Raw genomic sequence first — 21701 nt, forward strand, 5'->3', positions numbered from 1 at the left:
CTCATCTCAATGGAAATAGGTGAAATCGCAATAATTATACGGTCTAACGTCTTGTAAAGATGAAGCCTAGGGCGATAAACGGTAGAATCATACAGTAGTAAGAGTTTGTGACAACTTCCCAAGGAGAGATCTTAAAGGTCACACCCAGAAGCAATGCTTGGGCGCCATAAGGAAGTAGGCCTTGAACTACACAGCTAAAAATATCAATGAGAGAAGCACTTCTCTTAGGTGAGATATTTCCCTGCACAGCAAGCTTCTTTGCAATAGGGCCAACGATAATAATAGAAACCGTATTATTTGCGACACACATATTTGTGAGAGCAGATAAGAGTCCAATACCAATTTGGTCAGCAGCATTCTTATTTAAGTGTGCAAGCTTAGAAATCAGTCTTTGAATCTTATGAGAGATATAGTCTAGTCCACCTTCTGATCTAATGAACTCACTAAGCCCACCGATTAAAAGGGAGAGTAGGAAGATCTCTTGCATATTACTGAAGCCTCGGTAAGTCAGCCCTATAATTGTCGAGAAATCAAATCCATTAAATAGCGCAACGATACCAGCAAGGATAATTCCTCCTGATAAGACAACAAAGACATTCACTCCTAAGATAGCAAGTAAGAGAATGAAGAAGTATGGTAGACCTAAAAATAAATTTGTTGGTTTTTCAACTGCTACATTGGGAGCTGAAATAAGAAAGAAGTAAACAACAATAGCTATCAGGGCCGCAAATGATGCAATTTTAAAGTTCTCTTGAAATTTATCTCGCATATTACAACCCTGTGTTCTTGTGGCCGCAATGGTCGTATCAGAGATTACAGATAGGTTATCACCAAACATCGCCCCAGACATCACGGCCCCTGCTAGGATTCCTAGGTTGATATCTGTTTTGGCTGCCATTGAAAGAGCGATTGGGCCGATCGCACCGATTGTTCCCATTGATGTTCCCATGGCCGTCGAAACAAGGGCTGAGATAACAAAGACTCCCGGAAGAATGAGGGAGTTTGGAATGATTGATAGGCCTAGGTTAACGATAGCATCAACTCCACCTGTTTCTGTTGCAATCGTTGAAAATGCTCCAGCAAGAAGATAGATGAGACACATGGTAATGATATCAGGATGCCCAATTCCTTTTACAAATTTAGAAACATTATTATTGAAAGTATCTTTTGTAATAAAGAAGGCAAGGAGGATTGCTGGTAGAATTGCAATCGGTGCCGGCACTTGATAGAAGGCGTGTTTAACACCTTTCATCTGGAAATAGATCCCAGAGCCTAAGTAGATAACGACAAATAATAATAGCGGTAAAAGTGAAATCTTTTGCTTAATATGAGACATGAAAGCACCTTACCATATCGCTATAAATTGAGTCTAGAGAAATGACTTAATGATATCTTTTCGAGTGACGATACCAACAAGCTTATTATCTTTGATCACAGGTACTCGCTTAATATGCTTTTCAATCATAAATTGTATATAGCCTTCAAGGTCAGTCTCTTCTGTTAGGGACTTCACGTTTCTTGTCATGACTTCACCAACTCTTACTTCTTTAATAAGCTCGTATGTCTTTTCAAGTTGAGTGAAATTTAAGTTATGCCCAAAAGCCTGCTTAAGCTTTGCCATAGCGTGGGGGACTTCGACTTCTTTACCAACAAAATCAGACTCCGTAATGATCCCAACGACATCACCATCTTTGTTTAGAACAGGTAGCGCACTAATTCGCTTATCACACATTAACTTCGCAGCGTCTTTTACTGTCTTATCTTCTGTGATAGTAATAGGCTTCTTTGTCATTATCTTCGTAATTTCCATATTTACCTCGTTGTTGTAACAGAAGCTATAACGGTGGGATTCATGATTGGTGTGAGTAATTAATTTGTTAAGTTAAATCAAAGAAATTTAACTTTAAAATTCTTGGCCAAGATGTCGATAAGAATGCATTGGTTTTTATACGTTATTTTGTGTTGGTCCCGGTACGGGTCCAATTAAAGGGGAGTTTGTTATCAATAAAGAATCGAAATCGACGGAAGTCGTCGAATCAACAATCAACAAAAATGTTTTCTTTACCTCAGCTTTCTTTATTCTCTTAATCACTGCAGTTGGCTCTTTTTGGCCAGGACATTTAAGTCAGTTCTTTAAGGGGATACAAGCTTGGTTAATTGCTAAGGCCAGTTGGGTCTATGTTTTAGCAATGGGAATCATTTTATTCACATCACTTTGGCTAATGGTAAGTCGCCTTGGTGATATCAAACTTGGCCCAGATCACTCAGAGCCTAGCTATACAAACTTATCTTGGTTTGCCATGCTCTTTTCTGCAGGGATGGGAATTGGTCTACTTTTCTTTGGAGTTGCTGAGCCAATCATGCACTTCAATTCTCCTCCTGTAGGGGACCCGCAGACTATCGAGAGTGCTCGGGAGGCAATGAAAATTACCTTCTTTCACTGGGGCCTACATGCCTGGGGAGCCTATGCTCTTTTGGCCGTCTGCCTTGCTTATTTCTGTTATCGAAAAGGTCTACCACTTCTTCCAAGATCGGCCTTCTATCCAATCTTAGGAGAGAAAGTTCATGGCCCTCTTGGTGACATCGTCGATACCTTTGCCGTAATTGGAACAATGTTTGGTGTTGCGACATCTTTAGGTTTTGGGGTTGCTCAGGTAAATGCAGGACTTCATTACCTAATCGGTATTCCACAATCAGAAACGATTCAAGTGGGACTCATTGCAATCATTACGGCAATGGCAACAGTCTCTGTTGTTCTGGGATTAGATGGTGGTATTAAGAAGCTATCAAATATTAATCTTGCAGTTGCTGTTTTACTTCTCGTTGCAGTCATGGTCTTAGGAGATACTGTCCACTTATTTCAACAATATGTTCAAAATACTGGATCGTACCTTTCAGACATTATCTACAAAACTTTCAATCTTTATGCTTATGAGAAGAAAGAAGAGTGGATCGGTGGTTGGACACTACTATACTGGGGTTGGTGGATTTCATGGTCACCATTTGTAGGGATGTTTATTGCTCGTATTTCAAGAGGGCGTACCATTCGTGAATTTATGATTGGAGTCCTATTTGTTCCTGCAGGTTTCACATTCCTTTGGATGACTGTATTTGGAAACTCTGCGATCTCAATTGCACTTAAAGATACAACGGGGGAATTTGTTGCAGCTGTTACAGGTAATGTTCCTGTTGCGCTATTTCGCTTCTTTGAGTTCTTTCCATTCTCAAGTGCACTTTCAATCTTAGGAGTCATCCTAGTTATTACTTTCTTTGTAAGTTCATCTGACTCAGGATCACTCGTTATTGATACTCTTGCCTCTGGTGGGAAGCAAGAGCCGCCTGTTTGGCAAAGAGTTTTCTGGGCCGTAACAGAAGGTGTTGTCGCAGCTGTACTTCTACACTCTGGGGGTCTTGAGGCCCTGCAAACAATGACGATTGCCTCGGCATTTCCGATGATCTTCTTATTGTTAATTGCAGTTTATTGTTTAATAAAGTCCTTACGTAGTGATTATCTCTTACGTAATCAGGTTCTAAATCATACAAGCTCTGTTCAATACGAGAAGGCGAGTATGACTTGGAAGGAGCACTTAAACGCTCTCTTAAGTCATCCTAAGCACAAAGTTGCAGAGGAGTTTCTGGCCGATGTCGTTGAGCCTGGACTCAAAGAGTTACAGCAAGAGTTTATCAAGAATGGACTAGAAGCGGTTATTCGCTATGGTAAAGATGATGCAATCTCTCTTGTTATTGAAAAGGAAGGAGTTGAGGACTTTAAGTATGAGGTTTATCTAAGGTCCTTTGAAGTTCCTGATTTCTTACCTGGTAACCAAGAGAAGTATTATCGTGCAGAAGTTTTCCTACTAAGTGGGGGGCAAGAGTACGATATCTATGGTTATTCAAAAGAACAAATTGTTGCTGATGCTGTTACTCAATATGAAAAGCATTATCAGTATCTGCATTTAACGAACTCGGAGCTGGTTTAGCTCTGACACGAATACTTGGCAAATAATTTTGGTTATTTACTAATATTGGCGCCTTTTCCTACTCAATTATTGATATTTTTAAAGATATATTAAAATTAACCGATAAGAAGAGTAGGGGAAGGTGTTACTTTGAGTTCAGAATTTCGCTCACTTTTAAGAAATATATTTGGTGCTGGAGCTTTAGCTGCAGTTGTTTCTTATTTTAGCTTCCTCGCTCCTGAATCATCAACTTCTCCAGAAGATAAAATGCTTTCTGAGTCTCTTGATGCACAAGAGAGAATCGAAGGGCAAGAGGTCGATGAATTTGGGCGACCTAAGCGTAGACCTTCTTCATTTGAAGAAGAGATCAGTCGACAATTTCCTACACGAAAAAGAAAGAATGAAGAATCACGTGTGAATGTAGGCGGCAAGGTTGTGAGAGACCCTGCCTATGAAGCTCAGCAATTAGATGGCTCAAGTTACGAAGGAAATTTAGGTGGTGGTAGTGGCCGTGGAAGTATTTCTGCTGGTGGCTCATATGCTGGCCCCTCTGGTAGTGGTGGAGATGCTGGCGGCCCTGGTGGCGATAGCTCTGGGACAAATAATTTCTCTTCTGATAGTGGTTCTGGTGATGGATCAACGACTTCTAATTCCGTTGCTTCAATATCAAATGATGACCTTGGTGTTAAGAGTGGCTCATCGACGACAACAACTGAAAATTCGGATGACTCAAATTCATCATCAACAACAACTCCAAGTGGAAGCGGAAGCTCAAATGATCCAGTGATTACTCCTGTGACATGTTCTGTGGATCGTGCTGAAGGGATGTATTCATCTACAATTAATGTAACAATCACTTGTAGTGAGAACTCTAGGATTTCATATTGTTTACAATCAGGTGGGGGATTTTGTGATCCTGTCTCATCTCCAACAATTTACTCTGGGCCTATTGCTGTCGGTACAGTGGATGGAGAGTATGGCCTATCATACTTTGCTGAATCGATGAGTACGACAAGCTCAACTGAAGTGGCCGAGTTTACTTATCATATTGACTCAACTCCGCCAGACTTAATGGTGACCTTTCCAAAGGTCTACGCGCAGACAACGTTTAACTCTGTCTCGAATTACACTCAGTCCGCTGACTTTGGGAAATCAAATTACTACTATCATCAGATTAATTTTAAAGGCACAAATCCTGGAGCAGGTGGCCTTAACTGGACATGTGATCAGATTTATCATGATTATAACGTTTCAGGTTTTTCATCAATTGCGACAGATGTTGATGTATCAGGACTAGATCCTGCAACCCAACAGATTGATCAATTAATAGGAATTACAGATTTTGTTATAGGAGATAACTTTATTGCAACAGTTATCGAAGATCGCAATCTAGGAATCGTTTCATGCCAGGTGCAAAATGTTGTTGTTAAGGATTTTGCCATTGCTGCCTTTACGGGGACGGGAGCAACTTCTGTTATTTCTGGAGTTCGCACAACTTACGGTGGCTTTGTTGGTTATGGACACTTTCAGGCTACTCCAAATACTTCTAATTCAGGTCAGCTAAGCAATGAGCAAGGGATTACCTCAAATAAACAAGGTCTCTATACTTTAACACATCAATAAGTAACTCAAATTATTGGCGGCTTTCTTAAGCTTACGCAAATTCTTCCTCTCCAAGTCATTAAATTTCTTTCATTTAATCAATTGGACTAAAATGTCGATATGCCACTGTATTAACAGAGGAAGTTAGTTGTACGTTAGTCGAAAATTAACATTTATTTTAGCTCTAAGCTTAAGTCTATTCTTAAGCACTGGAATATTTGCGTCGACGACTAAGCTAGGCTACTCTGGCCGCCTTGTGCAAACAAATGGCACACCGGTTACAGGAACTCCTGATCTTAAATTTGATCTCTATTATTCCGGCTCTACTGGAGTAAGTAGGGGAACTGAGACAATCAATGCTGTTCCACTTTCAAATGGAATCTACACTGTCGAGCTAGACTTTGCAGGTATTGCAGCAGTGATTGATGCTATTCCAGCTTCTGAGACTCTCGTTATTCAAGTAACAGATATAACTGATGTGGGAAATCCAGTTGTCTATGACTTTCAAAATATCTTAGCAACTCCAATTGCGGTTTATGCCAACCACGCGGCCCTTGCCGAGACTATTGCAAATGATGCGATCACTCCTGATAGCGTTGATTTTACTGGCGCTTGTTCGACTGGACAGGTCGTTTCTATAAATGCATCAAATGAATTTGAATGCGTGGATCAAACCGCAGCAGTAGCTGTTGATTCAACTCTTGTTAATAATGCGGGTGTCATAGGATTACCAAGTCTTGTGACTGATAATACAACTTACTATTCTGTTGTTGTGGATGCGCAGGGACGTGTGAAGAGTGGTAATACAACACCACCTTCAACAACAGCAAATGATATTCAAGATAATTTAATTGTTGATGCTGATATCAATACGAGTGCAGCAATTGCGTGGTCTAAGATTGATAAGACTGGGGCAACTCCAAGTGATGTTGGTCTAACTATTAATAGTGCTGGCCCTCTCGGAACGACTTCTGCTATTGCAACTGAGAATGTTGTTAAAACTTATGTTGATACAACGGCAACGGCAATTGCTGATGCAAAAGTCATTAACGATATGAGTGGCGTGCAGACAACAATTGCACCTTCTGTTGATTCAGTAAAAAATTATGTAACAGCTCAAACAGGTGCTATTACATCTTCTCAATGGACAGATTCAGGACTCGACATTTATTTTAATACTGGGCATGTTGGGATCGGAACAAATTCTCCAACAGGACCGCTACATATCACTGGAGGAGCAAACGACGTCAACACAATGCGCTTTGGTGCGACTGATGCTGATGTTGCCGCTATTACAGATTATGCAAATATGGCAGGTCTTCTCATTGCTTCTGAAGGTGTTTCAAATAGCTATCATAGCTTTAGAATTGTAAGTGATATTGATGGAACAGATATTGAAAGTCTTGCTGTAACTAATGCTGGACGAGTAGGGGTTGGTGTTTTAGTACCAACTCAAAAATTAGATGTAGCAGGTTATGTTAAAGGGACAGGGCTTTGTATTGGGGCCGACTGTCGAACTTCTTGGCCAACTGGAAATGCTGGAACTGTGACGTCAGTAACTGGTGGAGCAGGCCTTACAGGTGGAACGATCACTTCTTCGGGAACTCTTGCAGTTGATGTGGGGACAACGAATGGCAAGATTGCTCAAGTTGGAGCTGGGGATAAATTAGCTGATTCAATTATTAACTATAATCCGGCCCTTGATGTTGCCTTAACTGGTTACACAACGGGAGCCGCTTCAAGCGTTGTTGCTACTGATACAATTTTGCAGGCCTTTGGAAAAATCCAGGGACAACTTGATGCTCATGCTACTTCCATTGCAGCTGCAGTAACTTCTGTTACTGGTGGAACAGGTCTGACAGGTGGAACGATTACATCAACTGGAACTCTTGCGGTTGACGTGGGAACGACAAATGGCAAGATTGCTCAAGTTGGAGCAGGCGATAAGTTAGCAGATTCAATTATTAATTATAATCCTGCCATTGATGTTGCACTAACAGGCTTCTCTACTGGAGCAGCTTCAACAGTTGCAGCGACTGATACTGTGTTAGAGGCCTTTGGAAAAGTGCAAGCACAACTTAATTCTCAAGCAACTTCAATTGCTGCTAACTCAACACAATGGACAACGTCGGCAAGTGATATTTATTATTCAACAGGTATGGTGGGGATTGGAACAGCTTCTCCACGCACGAAGTTACATGTAACAGATACACTGACAAATAACGCAAATGTCGATGAGTCGGGACTTTATTCTCAGACTGTTCATTCGATTGATACGAATGGAGCTTACTCTTCTCGTGGATCTTATGTTATTAATACGACTCAAATTGATTCCGGAGTGACTTCTTCAGGTATGCAAGTAGGACAATTGACTCAGGCCCTAAGAAACGCAGGTGTAAGCGGAGATAATGGAACTTTAGCTGTGCAAACAGCATCTAACGTTGCTTACGGACATCATAGCTTTGATGGTACAGCAAACCCGGTTACAACTGATGCATATGGGATCAAGGTCACAAATTATAATCGTTCAGGTACAGTGACAAATGCTTATGATCTTCATATTGGTAACGATAGTGGAGCAGGTGGAACTGTGACCAATCGTTTTGGACTTTACCAAGTTGGAGCAGCTTATAAGAACTACTTCCAAGGTAGTGTGGGGATTGGGACTAATTCTCCAACAACAGAATTAGAGGTGAGTGGAATTGTTTCGGCCAATAATATTGGATTGAGTCTTCCGGCCTCAAACTCTCTTGATAGCAATGCTCTTCCTGCTGGTTTATATCGTGCCAATACTTCAACAACTGGTTCTCCAACTCCTGGAGAGAGTGGGGCGACACTTAATATGCAAAGCGGTGTTGCAAGTGGTGCTGTTGCTCAACTTCACATTAAAGCAAATAACACTGAGGACCCACGTGCCTTTATTCGTCACAGTGATAACACTGGAGACTTTAAAGATTGGCAAGAGATTGTAACAGCAGATGCCACAGGTAATGTTGGTATCGGAACAACGGCCACTCAGAAACTAACAGTAGATGGAAATATCAATGTAACGGCCACGAATGATATTTGTATTGATGGAGCTGGTTGTTTGGCCGCTGCTATCTCTGGTGCTGGTGAGGTGAATACTGCATCTAGTGCTGGAGGAACTTCTCTTTATAAAACAAAGACAGGAACAGACTTAGTCTTTAAAGGTCTAACAAGTTCAAGTGATATTACACTTACGGCAAATACGAATGATGTTGGCCTTGCTATCAATACGGCAAATGGAGCCAATGAATTATTAAGACTAGATGCAAGTGGGCGTGTGCCAGCTTCCAATGTTATGGGCACACCTCTTACTGGTTACGCTGTAGGGACAAATTCAGTTCTTGCGCCAACCGATTCAATTGTTGATGCTTACGGAAAGCTTCAAGCACAGCTCAATGCTCAATTTACTTCAATTACAGGTCTGGACACAGATGATGTGGCCGAAGCCGGTAACTTATATTTTACAAATACTCGCGCGCAAACTGCGGCAGTTGTTAACTCGACGGCCGGTAGTGAAACAACTCAGGCGCCATCAGTGAGTGCTGTTAAAAATTATGTGGATGCAAGAGCGACTCAATGGTCGACTTCGGGAAGTGATATTTACTATAACACTGGAAAAGTTGGGATTGGAACAGCATCACCGATTGATAAATTTGAAGTAAATGGAAGTATGACTTTAAAAGGTGGATACCTTACTTTACAAAGACCGGTAACGGCAGGTAGTTGGGCCCGTGGTATGCACTATACACCAGATGGAAGTGTTGATTCTACTAGTAATGGGCTTGCAGGTTTTGGGCTACTAGGAAGTGCAACAACTCAACAGAAACTTTATATGACATTTGGAACTGCTCCTTGGAATAGTACAACTGGATTAATTGTTGAAAGTACCGGGCGAGTAGGTATCGGGACGAATGCACCTCTAGGTCAGATTCATACATTCGGAACAGAGCCTGTCTTCTTTGACCGCGTTTCTGGTAATCCTTCTCACTTACTCTTACGTGGTGCTAAGGGAAGTATTGGTGCAGAGGTTGCTCCTTCAGATAATGAGGAAGTAGGACGAATTTCTTTTACTGGCTATGATGGATCAAGTTGGGCCACAACTGCGCTTGCGGGAATTTCTGGGCGAGCTTCAGAAAACTGGACTCCAACGACAAGAGGAACTGATCTTGATTTTAAAACCGTAACAAATGGCTCTCTTTCAGAACAAACAAGAATGATCATTGCAAATGATGGTAAGATTGGTGTTGGTTCGTCTGAACCAATTTCAAAACTTACGGTAAGAGGAGCTGATCATGTCACTAATGGGCCAACTCTAACTCTTGCTGGAGATGTGAGTAATCAATTTGAAGCTGGTCGTATTCGCTTTGCTGAGCCTAATAATACTTTCCAAGGTGGATATATTCACTATGACGGAACGGGGCCAGACTATCTTCACATTGGTGTCCATGAAACGGCCGACCTTTTAACAGCAAGTGATACCAATGCTATCAGTATAAGTCGTCAAACGGCGAATGTCGGAATTGGGACAAGCACTCCATCATCTCGTTTACATGTTTATGAAAATGGTAAGCATTACCACGTTAATCGCAAGATTGACGGATACTCGCAAACAGAAAACTCAACAGGGATAAATTATATTCTTCTTCACCGTGCCTATGATGGAGCTCTCTTAGACGAGCACTATGTAAATGGTGAGATTAATTTAAGGCGAGGTGGAACGGCTGCATGGAATCGAAAAGTTTCAGCACAAGTTAATACGGCCTGTGCGTATGATAGCTGTCGAGGAAATATCATCAACTATGGTGAATACACTTATCTTGCTTATGTTACTTATAGTGGCGTAAAGTATGTTGCTCTTGCTATTCCTGATAACTCGACGATGTATAACGCAACTTTTACTGGTTACGCGTATAATGCTACAGGAGTAGAGCAATTAAGACTTGTCTATGATACAGATGTCACAAGCGTTACAACATTCTCACAAAACGCTATACATACTAATGCAATAAATGTCGCTGCTGGAAATATATCAACGGCTTCTGATTATGCTCTTGGATATAATCTAACTTCAACAACTGATAAGTATGCGATCTACCCACATCTCTTGGGACAAAAGTCAAAAACTGGACTAGGTCCATCTCTTCCTTATGATAATGCCATGAGTATTGAGTCTGATGCTCAGATAACTTTTGTTGAAACAGATGCAGATAAAGTTTCTGGTTATATGGATCTAAATACCAATACATTCATTTGGGATGGAAATGTTGGGATTGGAATGACGGCCCCTACAAATGCACTTCATGTTACTGGGAATATTGGAGCGACTGGTTGGGTTGGTGCAGGCTGTGAAGGCTCTTGTTCTTCTGATGCCTATGCTATTAATTACGCTGATGGACGTATTAGAACATATTCAGGGACTGGATCAGCTTGTGAAAAGGCCGGAGGTTCTGCAACTTTCACATGTTCTTCAGATCGAAGACTTAAGCATGATATTGAAGATTTCAAAGATGGTATTGATGTGATCATGAAGCTTCGTCCACGTACTTATGTTTGGAATGCGGATGAAAGCGAAAAGATTAATTACGGATTTATAGCACAAGAAGTACAAGAGGCAATTCCTCATGCAGTAACTGTTGATACACAAAGAGAGGATGGGGAATACTTAACTCTTAATCAAGGAGAGTTTACTCCTTATATTATCAATGCCCTTCAAGATCTAAATCATATGATTGAAGATAATAAGAAGATGTTTAATTTCATGAGTAGTGGAATTGAAACAAAAGTAGATGAAAATAGTCGAGAAATAGCAAGCCTTAAAGAAGAGAATGCTGAGATTAAGGCCGAAAATAAGATGCTTAAAGATTATCTATGTTCAAAAGACCCTGAAGCTCCTTTTTGTGGACAGTAATAATTATTTGATTGGCCCAAAATCAAGGCGAATTTAGGCTACTTAGAATCACCACCGGCAGATAAGTCCTCTAAATGACATTTAATTATTGATCTTAACGAAACCATTCTATACTGACGATAAGCCACTGTATTAACAGGGGATCTTGGTTGTACGTTAGTCGAAAATTAACATTTATTTTAGCAATTTGTTTAGGGCTATTCTTAAACCTAAGTGCTATTGCATCGACGACTAAGCTTGGTTACTCTGGCCGTCTTGTGCAAACAAATGGCACACCGGTAACAGGAACTCCTGATCTTAAATTTGATCTCTATTACTCTGGCTCGATTGGAGTTAATAGGGGAACTGAGACAATCAATGCGGTTCCACTTTCAAACGGAATCTATACTGTCGAGTTAGACTTTTCAGGTATTGCTACAGTGATCGATGGTATCCCAACAAATGAAACTTTAGTGATTCAGGTAACAGACATAACGGATGCAATGAATCCAGTTGTCTATGACTTTCAAAATATTCTAGCGACTCCAATTTCAGTTTACGCCAATCACGCAGCGGTGGCAGAAAATTTAGTTGTCGCAGCTACTTGCTCTCCTGGACAAGTTGTATCAGTAAATGCTTCAAATGAACTTGAGTGTGTGGATCAAACAGCAGCAGTTGCTGTTGACTCAACTCTTGTGAATAATGCGGGAGTGATTGGTCTTCCAACTGTTGTGACAGGGGATACATATTATTCTGTAACAGTTGATGATTATGGACGAGTGACTGGTGGTTCAACAACACCACCTTCAACAACGGCAAGTGATATTCAAGATAACTTAATTGTGGATGCTGATATCAATACGAACGCAGCGATTTCTTGGTCAAAGATTAACAAGACAGGGGCAACTCCAAATGATGTTGGCCTAACTGTTAATAGTGCTGGCCCTCTTGGAACGACTTCTGCTGTTGCGACAGAGAATATTGTTAAGACTTATGTTGATACAACGGCCGGGGCAATTGCAGATGCGAAAGTAATTGATGATATGAGTGGGGTGCAAACGACAATTGCTCCTTCTGTAAATGCTGTTAAAACTTATGTGACTTCACAGACTGGAGGGATCACATCTTCGCAGTGGACAGATTCTGGACTGGATATTTATTTTAACACTGGCTATGTTGGTGTTGGAACAAATACTCCGATGGGTCCATTACATGTTGTGGGTTCTGCCAATGACTTAAGTGTCATGCGCTTTGGTGCAACTGATGCTGATATCTCAAGTCTTACAAATCTTTCTAATATGTCGGGTCTTCTCATTGCAAACGAAGGTGTTAATAATGCCTATCACTCACTAAGAATTGTAAGTGATGTGGATGCAACTCAAATTGAAAGTTTAGCAGTAACAAATGCTGGGCGAGTAGGTATTGGTGTTTTAGCGCCAACGCAAAAATTAGATGTTGATGGCAATATCAAAGCAACAGGAGTTTGTATTGGGGCCGACTGTCGCACAGCTTGGCCAACTGGAAATGCTGGAACAGTTACATCTGTAACTGGTGGCACAGGACTTACAGGTGGAACGATTACTTCTTCAGGAACTCTTGCTGTTGATGTGGGAACAACCAATGGCAAAATTGCTCAAGTTGGAGCAGGGGATAAACTAGCGGATTCAATTATTAATTATAACCCTGCCATTGATGTCGCACTTACTGGTTTTTCAACTGGAGCGGCATCAAGTGTCGTGGCAACAGATACAATCTTACAGGCATTTGCTAAAGTTCAGGGGCAACTTGATGCTCACGCAACTTCGATTGCTGGAAATTCAACTCTAGTTATTAACTCGACGGCAGGTAATGAGACTGGGCAAGCGGCTTCAGTGGATGCCATGAAAAATTATGTCACAACTGAAATTGCTGGTGTTAATCAATCTCAGTGGACAAATTCTGCAAGTGATATCTACTTTGATAGCGGACGAGTTGGTATTGGAACAACTTCGCCAATAAGCCCGCTCACTGTTAATGGTGTAATTACCGCTGGTGGTCTAAACTCTTCAGGGGCCATTACTTATAATTCTTCGGGCAATTATGTTCCCTTTTCTGCTTCTAATTCAACGGGCTATGCCCACGCAAGAATTAATGGACTTGAGGTCGGAGGCATTACCAGTAGCACAAATGAAGGTTATATCAAGCTTGGGGATAACTCCCGCCGAATAAAACTTGATACGAGTGGTATTATTTTTAGCAACGGTATCACTGCTAGTGATGAAGTCATGCGAATAAGTAGTAACGGTAATGTTGGTATTGGAACAACAAACCCATCTGAAATGCTTGAAGTTGTCGGAAGAGTAAAAGGGACAGAGCTTTGTATTGGTGGTGATTGTCGTACATCATGGCCTACTGGAAGTGGCGGAACGGTAACTTCTGTTGCAGCAGGAACAGGCCTTACAGGTGGAACCATTACTTCAACTGGAACTCTTGCGGTTGATGTGGGGACAACAAACGGCAAGATAGCACAAGTTGGAGCAGGAGATAAGCTTGCGGATTCAATTATTAATTATAACCCTGCAGTTGATGTTGCTTTAACTGGCTTCTCAACTGGTGCCGCTTCAAGTGTTGCGGCAACTGATACAATCTTAGAAGCATTTGGAAAAGTTCAAGGGCAATTAAATGCTCATTCAACTTCGATTGCAGCAAATTCAAATCTTGTTATCAATTCAATGGCCGGTACAGAAATGGGTCAAGCTCCATCGGTTAGTTCGATAAAGACTTATGTTGATGATCGCGCGACTCAGTGGGCGACTAGTGGAAGTGATATTTCATACACTGGTGGCAATGTTGGAATTGGTACAGCAAGTCCAAGTGTACCTCTTGAAGTAAATGGAGTAGCTAGAATTAATGGTGTTTATCATAAGGCCTATAGTTGGCGTCCAATGATTAATGGAACAGATAACTTTATTTTTAAAACAGCTAATATGACTAACGGTGGTGAGTCATGGGCCGAGATCACAATTAGTGACGGCCAAGATTTAGCTATTGTTACTTATGGAATCACTGTAAAGAATAACGGTGGTATAAATACGACAGCTATCAAAGTTCTTTCAGGTTCTACAACTGATATAGGAATAAAACTTAGGTATTCAAATTTGGATTCAGCTCCTGGAACAACAGTTTTCTTTTTAACCGCGACAGAAGGTAAGTCTCACGGACAGCACGTTGCGCTTAGAGGGAAGTGGGTTGATTTTACAACAACGACGGATTATACGACTCTAACAGACGTGCAACTTGGTTCGCAACTTATTATCGCAGATAATGGAAGCGTTGGAGTTGGAACAACAACTCCAAGTGAAAAATTAGAAGTTAGTGGAAACGTAAAGGCCACGGCATTTATTGGTGATGGTTCAAGCTTAACTGGTGTTAACTCATCATCATCTTCTAATATCGCAGATAATACAATCTCTGCTGATACTGATGTCAACGGAACTGGTGCTATTAATTTTGAAACTGGTGGCACAACTAAGATGACAGTTGATAACTCAGGTAATGTTGGAATCGGAACAAGTACTCCAGGTGCTCTTTTAAATATTGCTTCAACAGCACCTACGTTCAGGTTAACAGATACTGACCAAGGTGGAACAAATGAGCATCTTGTTGTTGCAATGGATAGCGGGAATGCAACTTTTGACGTTTCTGATGCTGGTGCAGGAAGTTCGATGATTTTACAAGGTGATGGTGATGTCATCCTTGCAGAGAGTGTTGGAAAAGTTGGTATTGGAACAGCGTCTCCATTAGGTGATTTACACGTTAAAGGTGACGAAGGAAATGTTATTATTTCTGGTACAAATGGTGAAGGTGAATACTCAAATATTCAATCAAATAATCATGCTAACCTTCTTATTGGTTCGAATTTAAGAATTTCAGAAACAGGAGCTGGGCACGACCTAGAGGTGAGTCAAACTCATGCTACTATGTCTGGAGCAGGCATTACGATTGGTGGTAATACAAACGCTGGTGACTTTATTGACTCTGGTGTTGTCTCGGTTTATTCAACAAAAGGATCTGTTACTGAAAATGATGATTTTACGGCAGCACCAACGGCCGTGTTTAGGCATGGTAAAGTTGGTATTGGAACAACAAATCCAGTAGGTCTCTTACATCTTGAAAAGAGTGATGCTCCTGTTTTAAGAGTGACAAGGGGCGGAGTTTTAAATGCTCTTTTAGGTGATCTAGGGGTGACAAATAATGGACAGTTAAATCTTTATGACTCCACTGGTACACTTGGTTCAGTTATATCATCGGGAGGGAGTTCATATTTATTAGGTGGTAATGTCGGTATAGGAACGAATAGCCCAATACAACCTCTTCATGTGCAGTCAACGTCAAATATTCCACTTGTTGTTGAGAGTACAGATGCTGTAGCTAGAATTGAATTGAAGGATCCCACATCATCAAATGCCATTGTGACAAGTGGTGGTGCTATGCAGTTTACAACTAATGGAACGACGTCATCGGATGTAAAGATGACTATAGATTCCACTGGAAATGTGGGGATTGGAACGACGACTCCTGAAGTTGCGCTAGATGTTTCTGGTGTTGTAAAGGGAGCTGAGTTTAGAGGGAGAATTGACTCTACAGACACTCGTGATGATGTGACAACTCCTGAGACGATTGATAGTGGTGTCGTTTATGACTTCAAAAGAAATGTTACGAATGGCCTAAGTGATGGTGGTGCCTATAATGGTGTTATGACATTTAGAAGCTACGGTAGCGCTTCTGATTGGTCAGGTGGCCCGTCTCATCAACTTGGTTTTACGACAAATGGTAATTTATTTCATCGTTATGGCTCAAATACTACTTGGAATAATTGGCGACGCTTAATTGAAGAGGATGCAAGTGGAAATATTGCAATGGGGAAAACAACAGCTCGTACAACTTTAGATGTTGGGACTGATGGTAACGTTGCAATTTTTGGAGATAGTAGTTTAGATGATAAGTACATCTCTATTAGAGATAATAATCAAGGTTTATACATGGGCCTTGATGTAAGCCTTAATAGTGGTAATGGTGCAGGACTTATTCAGTCAGGGCAGAGTAAAGCTTTAGCTTTTAAGGCCAATACTGCAACTTTTGGTGACAACGATCCTGACCTTTATATTGATGAGTCAGGAAAGATTGGAATGGGAACGACTGCTCCTTCTGCTCGTCTTTCAATTCAGCAAAGTGGAGTCGCTGATAATTATGAAGGTATTCGACTAATTGCTGATAAGAATAGTGATGGGACAAATGATGAGTACCTTGATGTTTATATCGATTCTGCCGGAAAGAAGATTATTCAAACTCAATCTTCGGGTGCAGCAGTACACGACCTTCTTTTAAATCCGGCCATTGGTAATGTTGGGATTGGAACGACAGCTCCAACTGATAAGTTACATGTTGCGGGTGACTTAAGAGTTGATGGCCAAATCTTAGGTAAGCAGCGCTATGTCGAAACAATTACTTTTGCAGACGGTTGGGCCGAAGGTGATTATATCGAAGTTGTTCAAGCCGCTCCTATTGCAGCAGGTGCCGCGACTGGATGGTCGGTTAACATTTCTGGAACTCGTGGGAATTGGACGGAAAGTCATCTTTATGAATTTGCGACAGGGCATTCAGATGATTCGCCTTGGCAAGAAATTCTTCATCGTTCCGAAGCAGGGTATGGTAGTAATGGCAAGTGTTTTACTCTCGACGTAAATGGTAATGGTAACAGTCCGCAATTTAGAGTTCGTGCCATAAAGGCATCTGCATCATGCGGTTTATCTTCTGCTTTCCCTTTGGTTGTTGTGATTGAAGCAAAGACCAATATTAACTCGTGGACGAATTTATCATCAACAGGAAATGACTTAACTGTAACAGAGCTTCAATCTCACGCATTAAGCTTCAATGTTGTTACAGGACGTCCTGAAGATACAGCAGGAAAAATTGCCATTCACGCAAACGAGCAGGGTTATGTTGGAGTCGGAACAAAGTCTGCTGATGCACCATTAAGAGTACATGGCCAATCAACTTCGACAACATGGCCAACTGATACAACTCATGGTGATGTTGTCGCAAAATTTACTAATCATAATAATGGTTTAGAAATAGGAGTCGCTGGTACCCTTAATGCAAGACGTTCTTGGATTCTTGCTAGACATTCATCAGTAGACGTTTATGGGACAAATTTTTCAACACTCCATCTTCAACCAGATATTGGGACTGATACAAATTATCGTGGGGTAGGTATTGGACTTGATCCAGGTACTCATCTTGCTCTTAATGGAGAAAGACTTGTGGTTAACGGAACGGCCGCGAAGCCAGGTGGTGGTTCATGGGCAACTTATTCAGATGCTCGTCTAAAAGATTTAACAGGTGAATTCACTTATGGCCTAGATGCTATTATGGCCATTGATACAATTAAGTATCGTTATAAAGATAATAACGCTCTTGGTATTCTCAATGAAAGGGAGCACTCTGGTTTTATTGCTCAGGATATTCAGAAGGTAATTCCAGAAGCTGTTAGAAAAACAACTGATGATTATCTAACTGTCGATAACGATCCAATCTTTCTTGCTCTTATCAATGCAACAAAAGAGCAACAGACTCAGCTTGATGAAAATAAGCGCATGCTAAACCTTATGCAAGAAGGGATTTCTCGTCGTGTGGCCTCTTTAGAGGAGCAGGTTGAAACACTTAAAGAAGAGAATGAGGTTCTTAAGGCCTACCTTTGTCAGAAGGACCCTGATATGCCACTTTGCCCGAAAAACTAGTCAAAAATTATTGTTAAGGTGTTAACATCACTATCGTGATTTCAGTAGTTTAGAATCTTATCTTATTGATTTTCAAAAGAAGGCTACAATATAGATTATTGATCATCTTGCTAACTTTATTAGTAGTACGTTGGCCAGGAGGGAGCATGATCTTATTAAAATTCGCAATTCTCTATTTTGCACTAATATATTCAACAATTGGCTTCGCCCAAGGTTCTCAACTTGATAGCTTATTACGTTGTAGCGAAGTTGCACAGATTCGCTGCTTAGAAGTTCAGGAGTATGGCCAAGACTTTGTGGGTCCCATTCAGGAGGAAACCGTTATCCAAGCTAAAATAAGTGAAGCTGTTTCTCCTAGTATTAGGGAGCTTATCTGTTGTGAGGATGATGAAAAGCTGAGAAAGTCTATTGTTGGCCATATCTTTGACCAAATGAAGCCTGATGATATGATCGTGGCCCTAATAGCACATAAGAGCGTGGAAGAGGTACGCGGCCCTTCAAGTGTTGATATGGTCTATAATGATGACCGCTTTGTTGGGCCAAAGCTGCCAAATAAGAAATAAATATCTCATCATAAATTAATTCAAGTACTTAGGGCCCTCTTTTTAGGGCCTTTGTCATTTCTATGTCAATTAACAAATCTTTAATTGCTTTATTTTTAGGAGGGGCGTAATATTCTAGTATACCCTATAGGGGTATATGGTTTTGTTATTCATAGAGAGGAGAGATGAAGTGAAAACAGTTAAATTTGTTGTCAGTGGAATTAAGTGTGGAGGATGTGTAGGTAAAGTTGAAAAACAACTAAAGGATCTTTCAGGAGTGACAAATATAAATGTTGATATCGAAAACCAAGAAGTTCTTGTTAGTGGAGAGCAAGGTTTTTCAAATATGCAAATCAAGTCAATGCTAGGGGAAATCGGATTTCCTGTAACAAGCATGAAAAAACTTGAGGCTTAGGAGACTGAGTGGAAACACAAAATAGTGTAAACTTAAAAATTTCAGGTATGAGCTGTGCTAGTTGTGCAGCTTCAATTGAAAATGAAGTTTCAAAAATTGATGGTGTTAAACTTTCAAGTGTAAATTATGCAATTGAAAGTGGACACTTTGAATTTGAGAATAAGAGTGTCTTAGATGATATTGAAAATAAAATCGTTGAACTTGGTTATACAATCCAATCTGAAGAGGAAGAACTAAGTGATTCAGAACCGGCCAAATCTATTGAAAAGGATAATTTTCATAAGTTTGTTATCGGAATGAGTCTTGCGATTGCGGTCTTTATGTTTGAGATGGGACCTCTTAAGGGATGGCCTTCAAAAAAGGCCAATTGGTATATTCAGTTAATTTTAACGACACCTATTTGGGCATGGATTGGTTTAAAGTTCCAACGCTCACTTCTACAATTTCTAAGAAGTGGTCGTTCCAATATGAATACTCTTATTGGGCTTGGGACAACAGCAGCATTCCTTTATAGTGTTTTTATCACTCTTTTTACAGATCTAAGTCGTGATCTTGGATTGACGACGAGAGTGTATTTTGAGGCCGTTGGCTTCATTACTTCTTTTGTCTTCCTTGGACAGTATTTTGAAGAAAGAGCGAAGAAGAAAACAAAAGAAGCTCTAAATGATCTCTTTAAATTATCGGCAAAGAAAGCAACGATTCTAAAGGGGGACTCATTTGTTGAAGTTGCCATTAGTGAAGTAGAGGCCGGTGATACTCTTAGAGTTCGTCCTGGTGAAAAATTTGCAGTTGATGGAAAGATTATCAAAGGTAGTAGTGCCATTGATGAATCAATGATCTCGGGAGAACCTCTACCTGTTAAGAAAGGTGCAGGAGAGCAAGTCTTTGCTGGAACAATCAATGGAGATCACGTTATTGATTATAAGGCCACAAAAGTTGGTAGTGATACTTTCCTTTCACAAATTATTAAGTTCGTTGAAGAGGCCCAGTCTTCTAAACCAAATATTCAAAAATATGCAGATAAGATTAGTGGAGTCTTCACTCCAGTGGTTATTGTTATAGCTGTTGTGACTTTTCTTGCTTGGTACTTCTATGGAGGAGAACCAAGGTGGGGGAACTCGATTTCGAACTTTATTGCAGTACTTGTTATTGCTTGTCCTTGTGCTCTTGGGCTTGCGACTCCAACGGCAGTTGTTGTTTCAACAGGTCGAGCATCTTTAAAAGGTCTCCTTATTGGTGGTGGTGAAGTTATTGAAAAAGCGGTTGAAATTGACACGGTGATTTTTGATAAAACAGGAACGATTACTTTTGGCCGTCCTTCAGTAATCGATTCTCTTTATAAAGAGGGTGAAGATAGTAAGATGGTACTTACTCATCTTGCATCAATTGAACAATTCTCTGAACACCCACTCGCAAAAGCAGTTCTTAATTATGCAAATGAAGAGGGTGCTGAGTTAAGCGAACCAGATAGCTTTGAAGTTATTAAGGGGAAAGGAATTATCGCTGAGATTGATGATCTTGAATATCATATTGGAAATGAATCCTTATTAGATGACTTACGTATCAAAAGAGATATTGATTTAGAGTCAGAGAAAGTAGGAAGTTATATTTTTGTTGCTCGAAATAAAGAGCACGTCGCAACTCTTATTGTTGGTGATGAGATTAAACCTAGTGCAAAAGAGGCAATTGATCACTTTAAGTCACTGGGAATTGAGACTTGGATGATTACAGGTGACAATGAAATTGTCGCTAAGAGTGTAAGCGAAGAGGTTGGTGTCGACCACTTTATCGCGAGAGCTCTTCCTCTTGGGAAGGCATCACAAATTGAGCGCTTACAAAAAGAAGGCCGAAAAGTCGCCATGATTGGTGATGGAATTAACGATGCTCCTGCGCTTGCTAAAGCAGACTTGTCAATGGCGATGGGAACAGGAACAGATGTTGCGATTAGTGCATCAGATGTGACAATTGTTAAAGGGGATATCGCAAAGGCCGTAGAATTCATTGAACTTGCTAAAGGGACAATGAAGATCATCAAGCAAAACCTCTTTTTATCAATGATTTATAACACTCTACTTATACCTGTTGCGGCCGGTGTCCTTGTTATTTTTGGAGGTCCAACAATGCCTCCAGTTCTTGCAAGTGTGGCCATGGGATTAAGTAGTATTTCAGTCGTTTCAAATAGTTTAAGAATAAGGAAGTTAATATGAGTAAACACCCAGATCACAAAGCTACTCTAACAAGAGTCAATCGCATTGAAGGGCAAGTACGTGGCATTAAGAATATGATTGAAGATGGCAAGTACTGTGTGGATATTCTGACTCAGATCAAATCGATTAGAAGTGCTCTTAAAGGCCTTGAACACGTGATTCTAGAATCTCACCTAAATAGCTGTGTCATGAAGGCCATAAAGTCTGGCTCAGAAAAAGATTCTGAAGAGAAAATCAGTGAGATTATGGAACTTTTAAAAAAATCAGCAAAGTCGTAGGTTTT

Annotated in this window: 10 protein-coding genes; 8 read left to right on the forward strand and 2 right to left on the reverse strand. The window is 40.6% G+C overall.

Annotated elements, in window-relative coordinates:
* Positions 1-43: 43 nt before the first annotated feature.
* Entirely contained in the window at positions 44-1336 is a 1293-nt protein-coding gene (locus ABMA78_RS09840) for a Na+/H+ antiporter NhaC family protein (RefSeq protein ID WP_392859593.1), read from the reverse strand.
* A gap of 33 nt (positions 1337-1369) precedes the next feature.
* On the reverse strand, positions 1370-1810 hold the full coding sequence (locus ABMA78_RS09845; RefSeq protein WP_392859596.1) for a CBS domain-containing protein: 441 nt from the start codon (positions 1808-1810) through the stop codon (positions 1370-1372).
* A 190-nt stretch (positions 1811-2000) separates the two neighbouring features.
* On the opposite strand from ABMA78_RS09845, the gene ABMA78_RS09850 reads away from it, so the two are divergent.
* From ABMA78_RS09850 to ABMA78_RS09885, 8 genes are all read left to right on the forward strand, one after another.
* Positions 2001-3980, forward strand: a complete 1980-nt coding sequence (locus ABMA78_RS09850; protein WP_392860230.1) for a BCCT family transporter — start codon at positions 2001-2003, stop codon at positions 3978-3980.
* A 129-nt stretch (positions 3981-4109) separates the two neighbouring features.
* Positions 4110-5582: a hypothetical protein gene (locus tag ABMA78_RS09855; protein WP_392859598.1), complete on the forward strand. Its 1473-nt coding sequence runs from the start codon at positions 4110-4112 to the stop codon at positions 5580-5582.
* Between the two features lie 127 nt (positions 5583-5709).
* The gene (locus tag ABMA78_RS09860; RefSeq protein WP_392859600.1) at positions 5710-11496 is read left to right on the forward strand and encodes a tail fiber domain-containing protein; all 5787 of its coding nucleotides are present in this window, start codon (positions 5710-5712) and stop codon (positions 11494-11496) included.
* A gap of 149 nt (positions 11497-11645) precedes the next feature.
* Positions 11646-18254 carry a tail fiber domain-containing protein gene (locus ABMA78_RS09865; protein WP_392859602.1) on the forward strand — a complete coding sequence of 2203 codons (6609 nt, stop codon included), beginning with the start codon at positions 11646-11648 and terminating at the stop codon, positions 18252-18254.
* A 146-nt stretch (positions 18255-18400) separates the two neighbouring features.
* Positions 18401-18817, forward strand: a complete 417-nt coding sequence (locus ABMA78_RS09870; RefSeq protein WP_392859604.1) for a hypothetical protein — start codon at positions 18401-18403, stop codon at positions 18815-18817.
* Positions 18818-18986: 169 nt separating this feature from the next.
* Entirely contained in the window at positions 18987-19211 is a 225-nt protein-coding gene (locus ABMA78_RS09875; RefSeq protein ID WP_392859607.1) for a heavy-metal-associated domain-containing protein, read from the forward strand.
* Between the two features lie 8 nt (positions 19212-19219).
* Positions 19220-21418 carry a heavy metal translocating P-type ATPase gene (locus ABMA78_RS09880; protein WP_392859609.1) on the forward strand — a complete coding sequence of 733 codons (2199 nt, stop codon included), beginning with the start codon at positions 19220-19222 and terminating at the stop codon, positions 21416-21418.
* Positions 21415-21696, forward strand: coding sequence for a metal-sensitive transcriptional regulator (locus tag ABMA78_RS09885; RefSeq protein WP_021267828.1), 282 nt, complete (start codon positions 21415-21417; stop codon positions 21694-21696). Before ABMA78_RS09880 ends, ABMA78_RS09885 begins: the two co-directional genes overlap by 4 nt.
* Positions 21697-21701 lie beyond the last annotated feature (5 nt).

The organism is Halobacteriovorax sp. RZ-2 (genome assembly GCF_043196685.1).
Lineage (GTDB): Bacteria > Bdellovibrionota > Bacteriovoracia > Bacteriovoracales > Bacteriovoracaceae > Halobacteriovorax_A.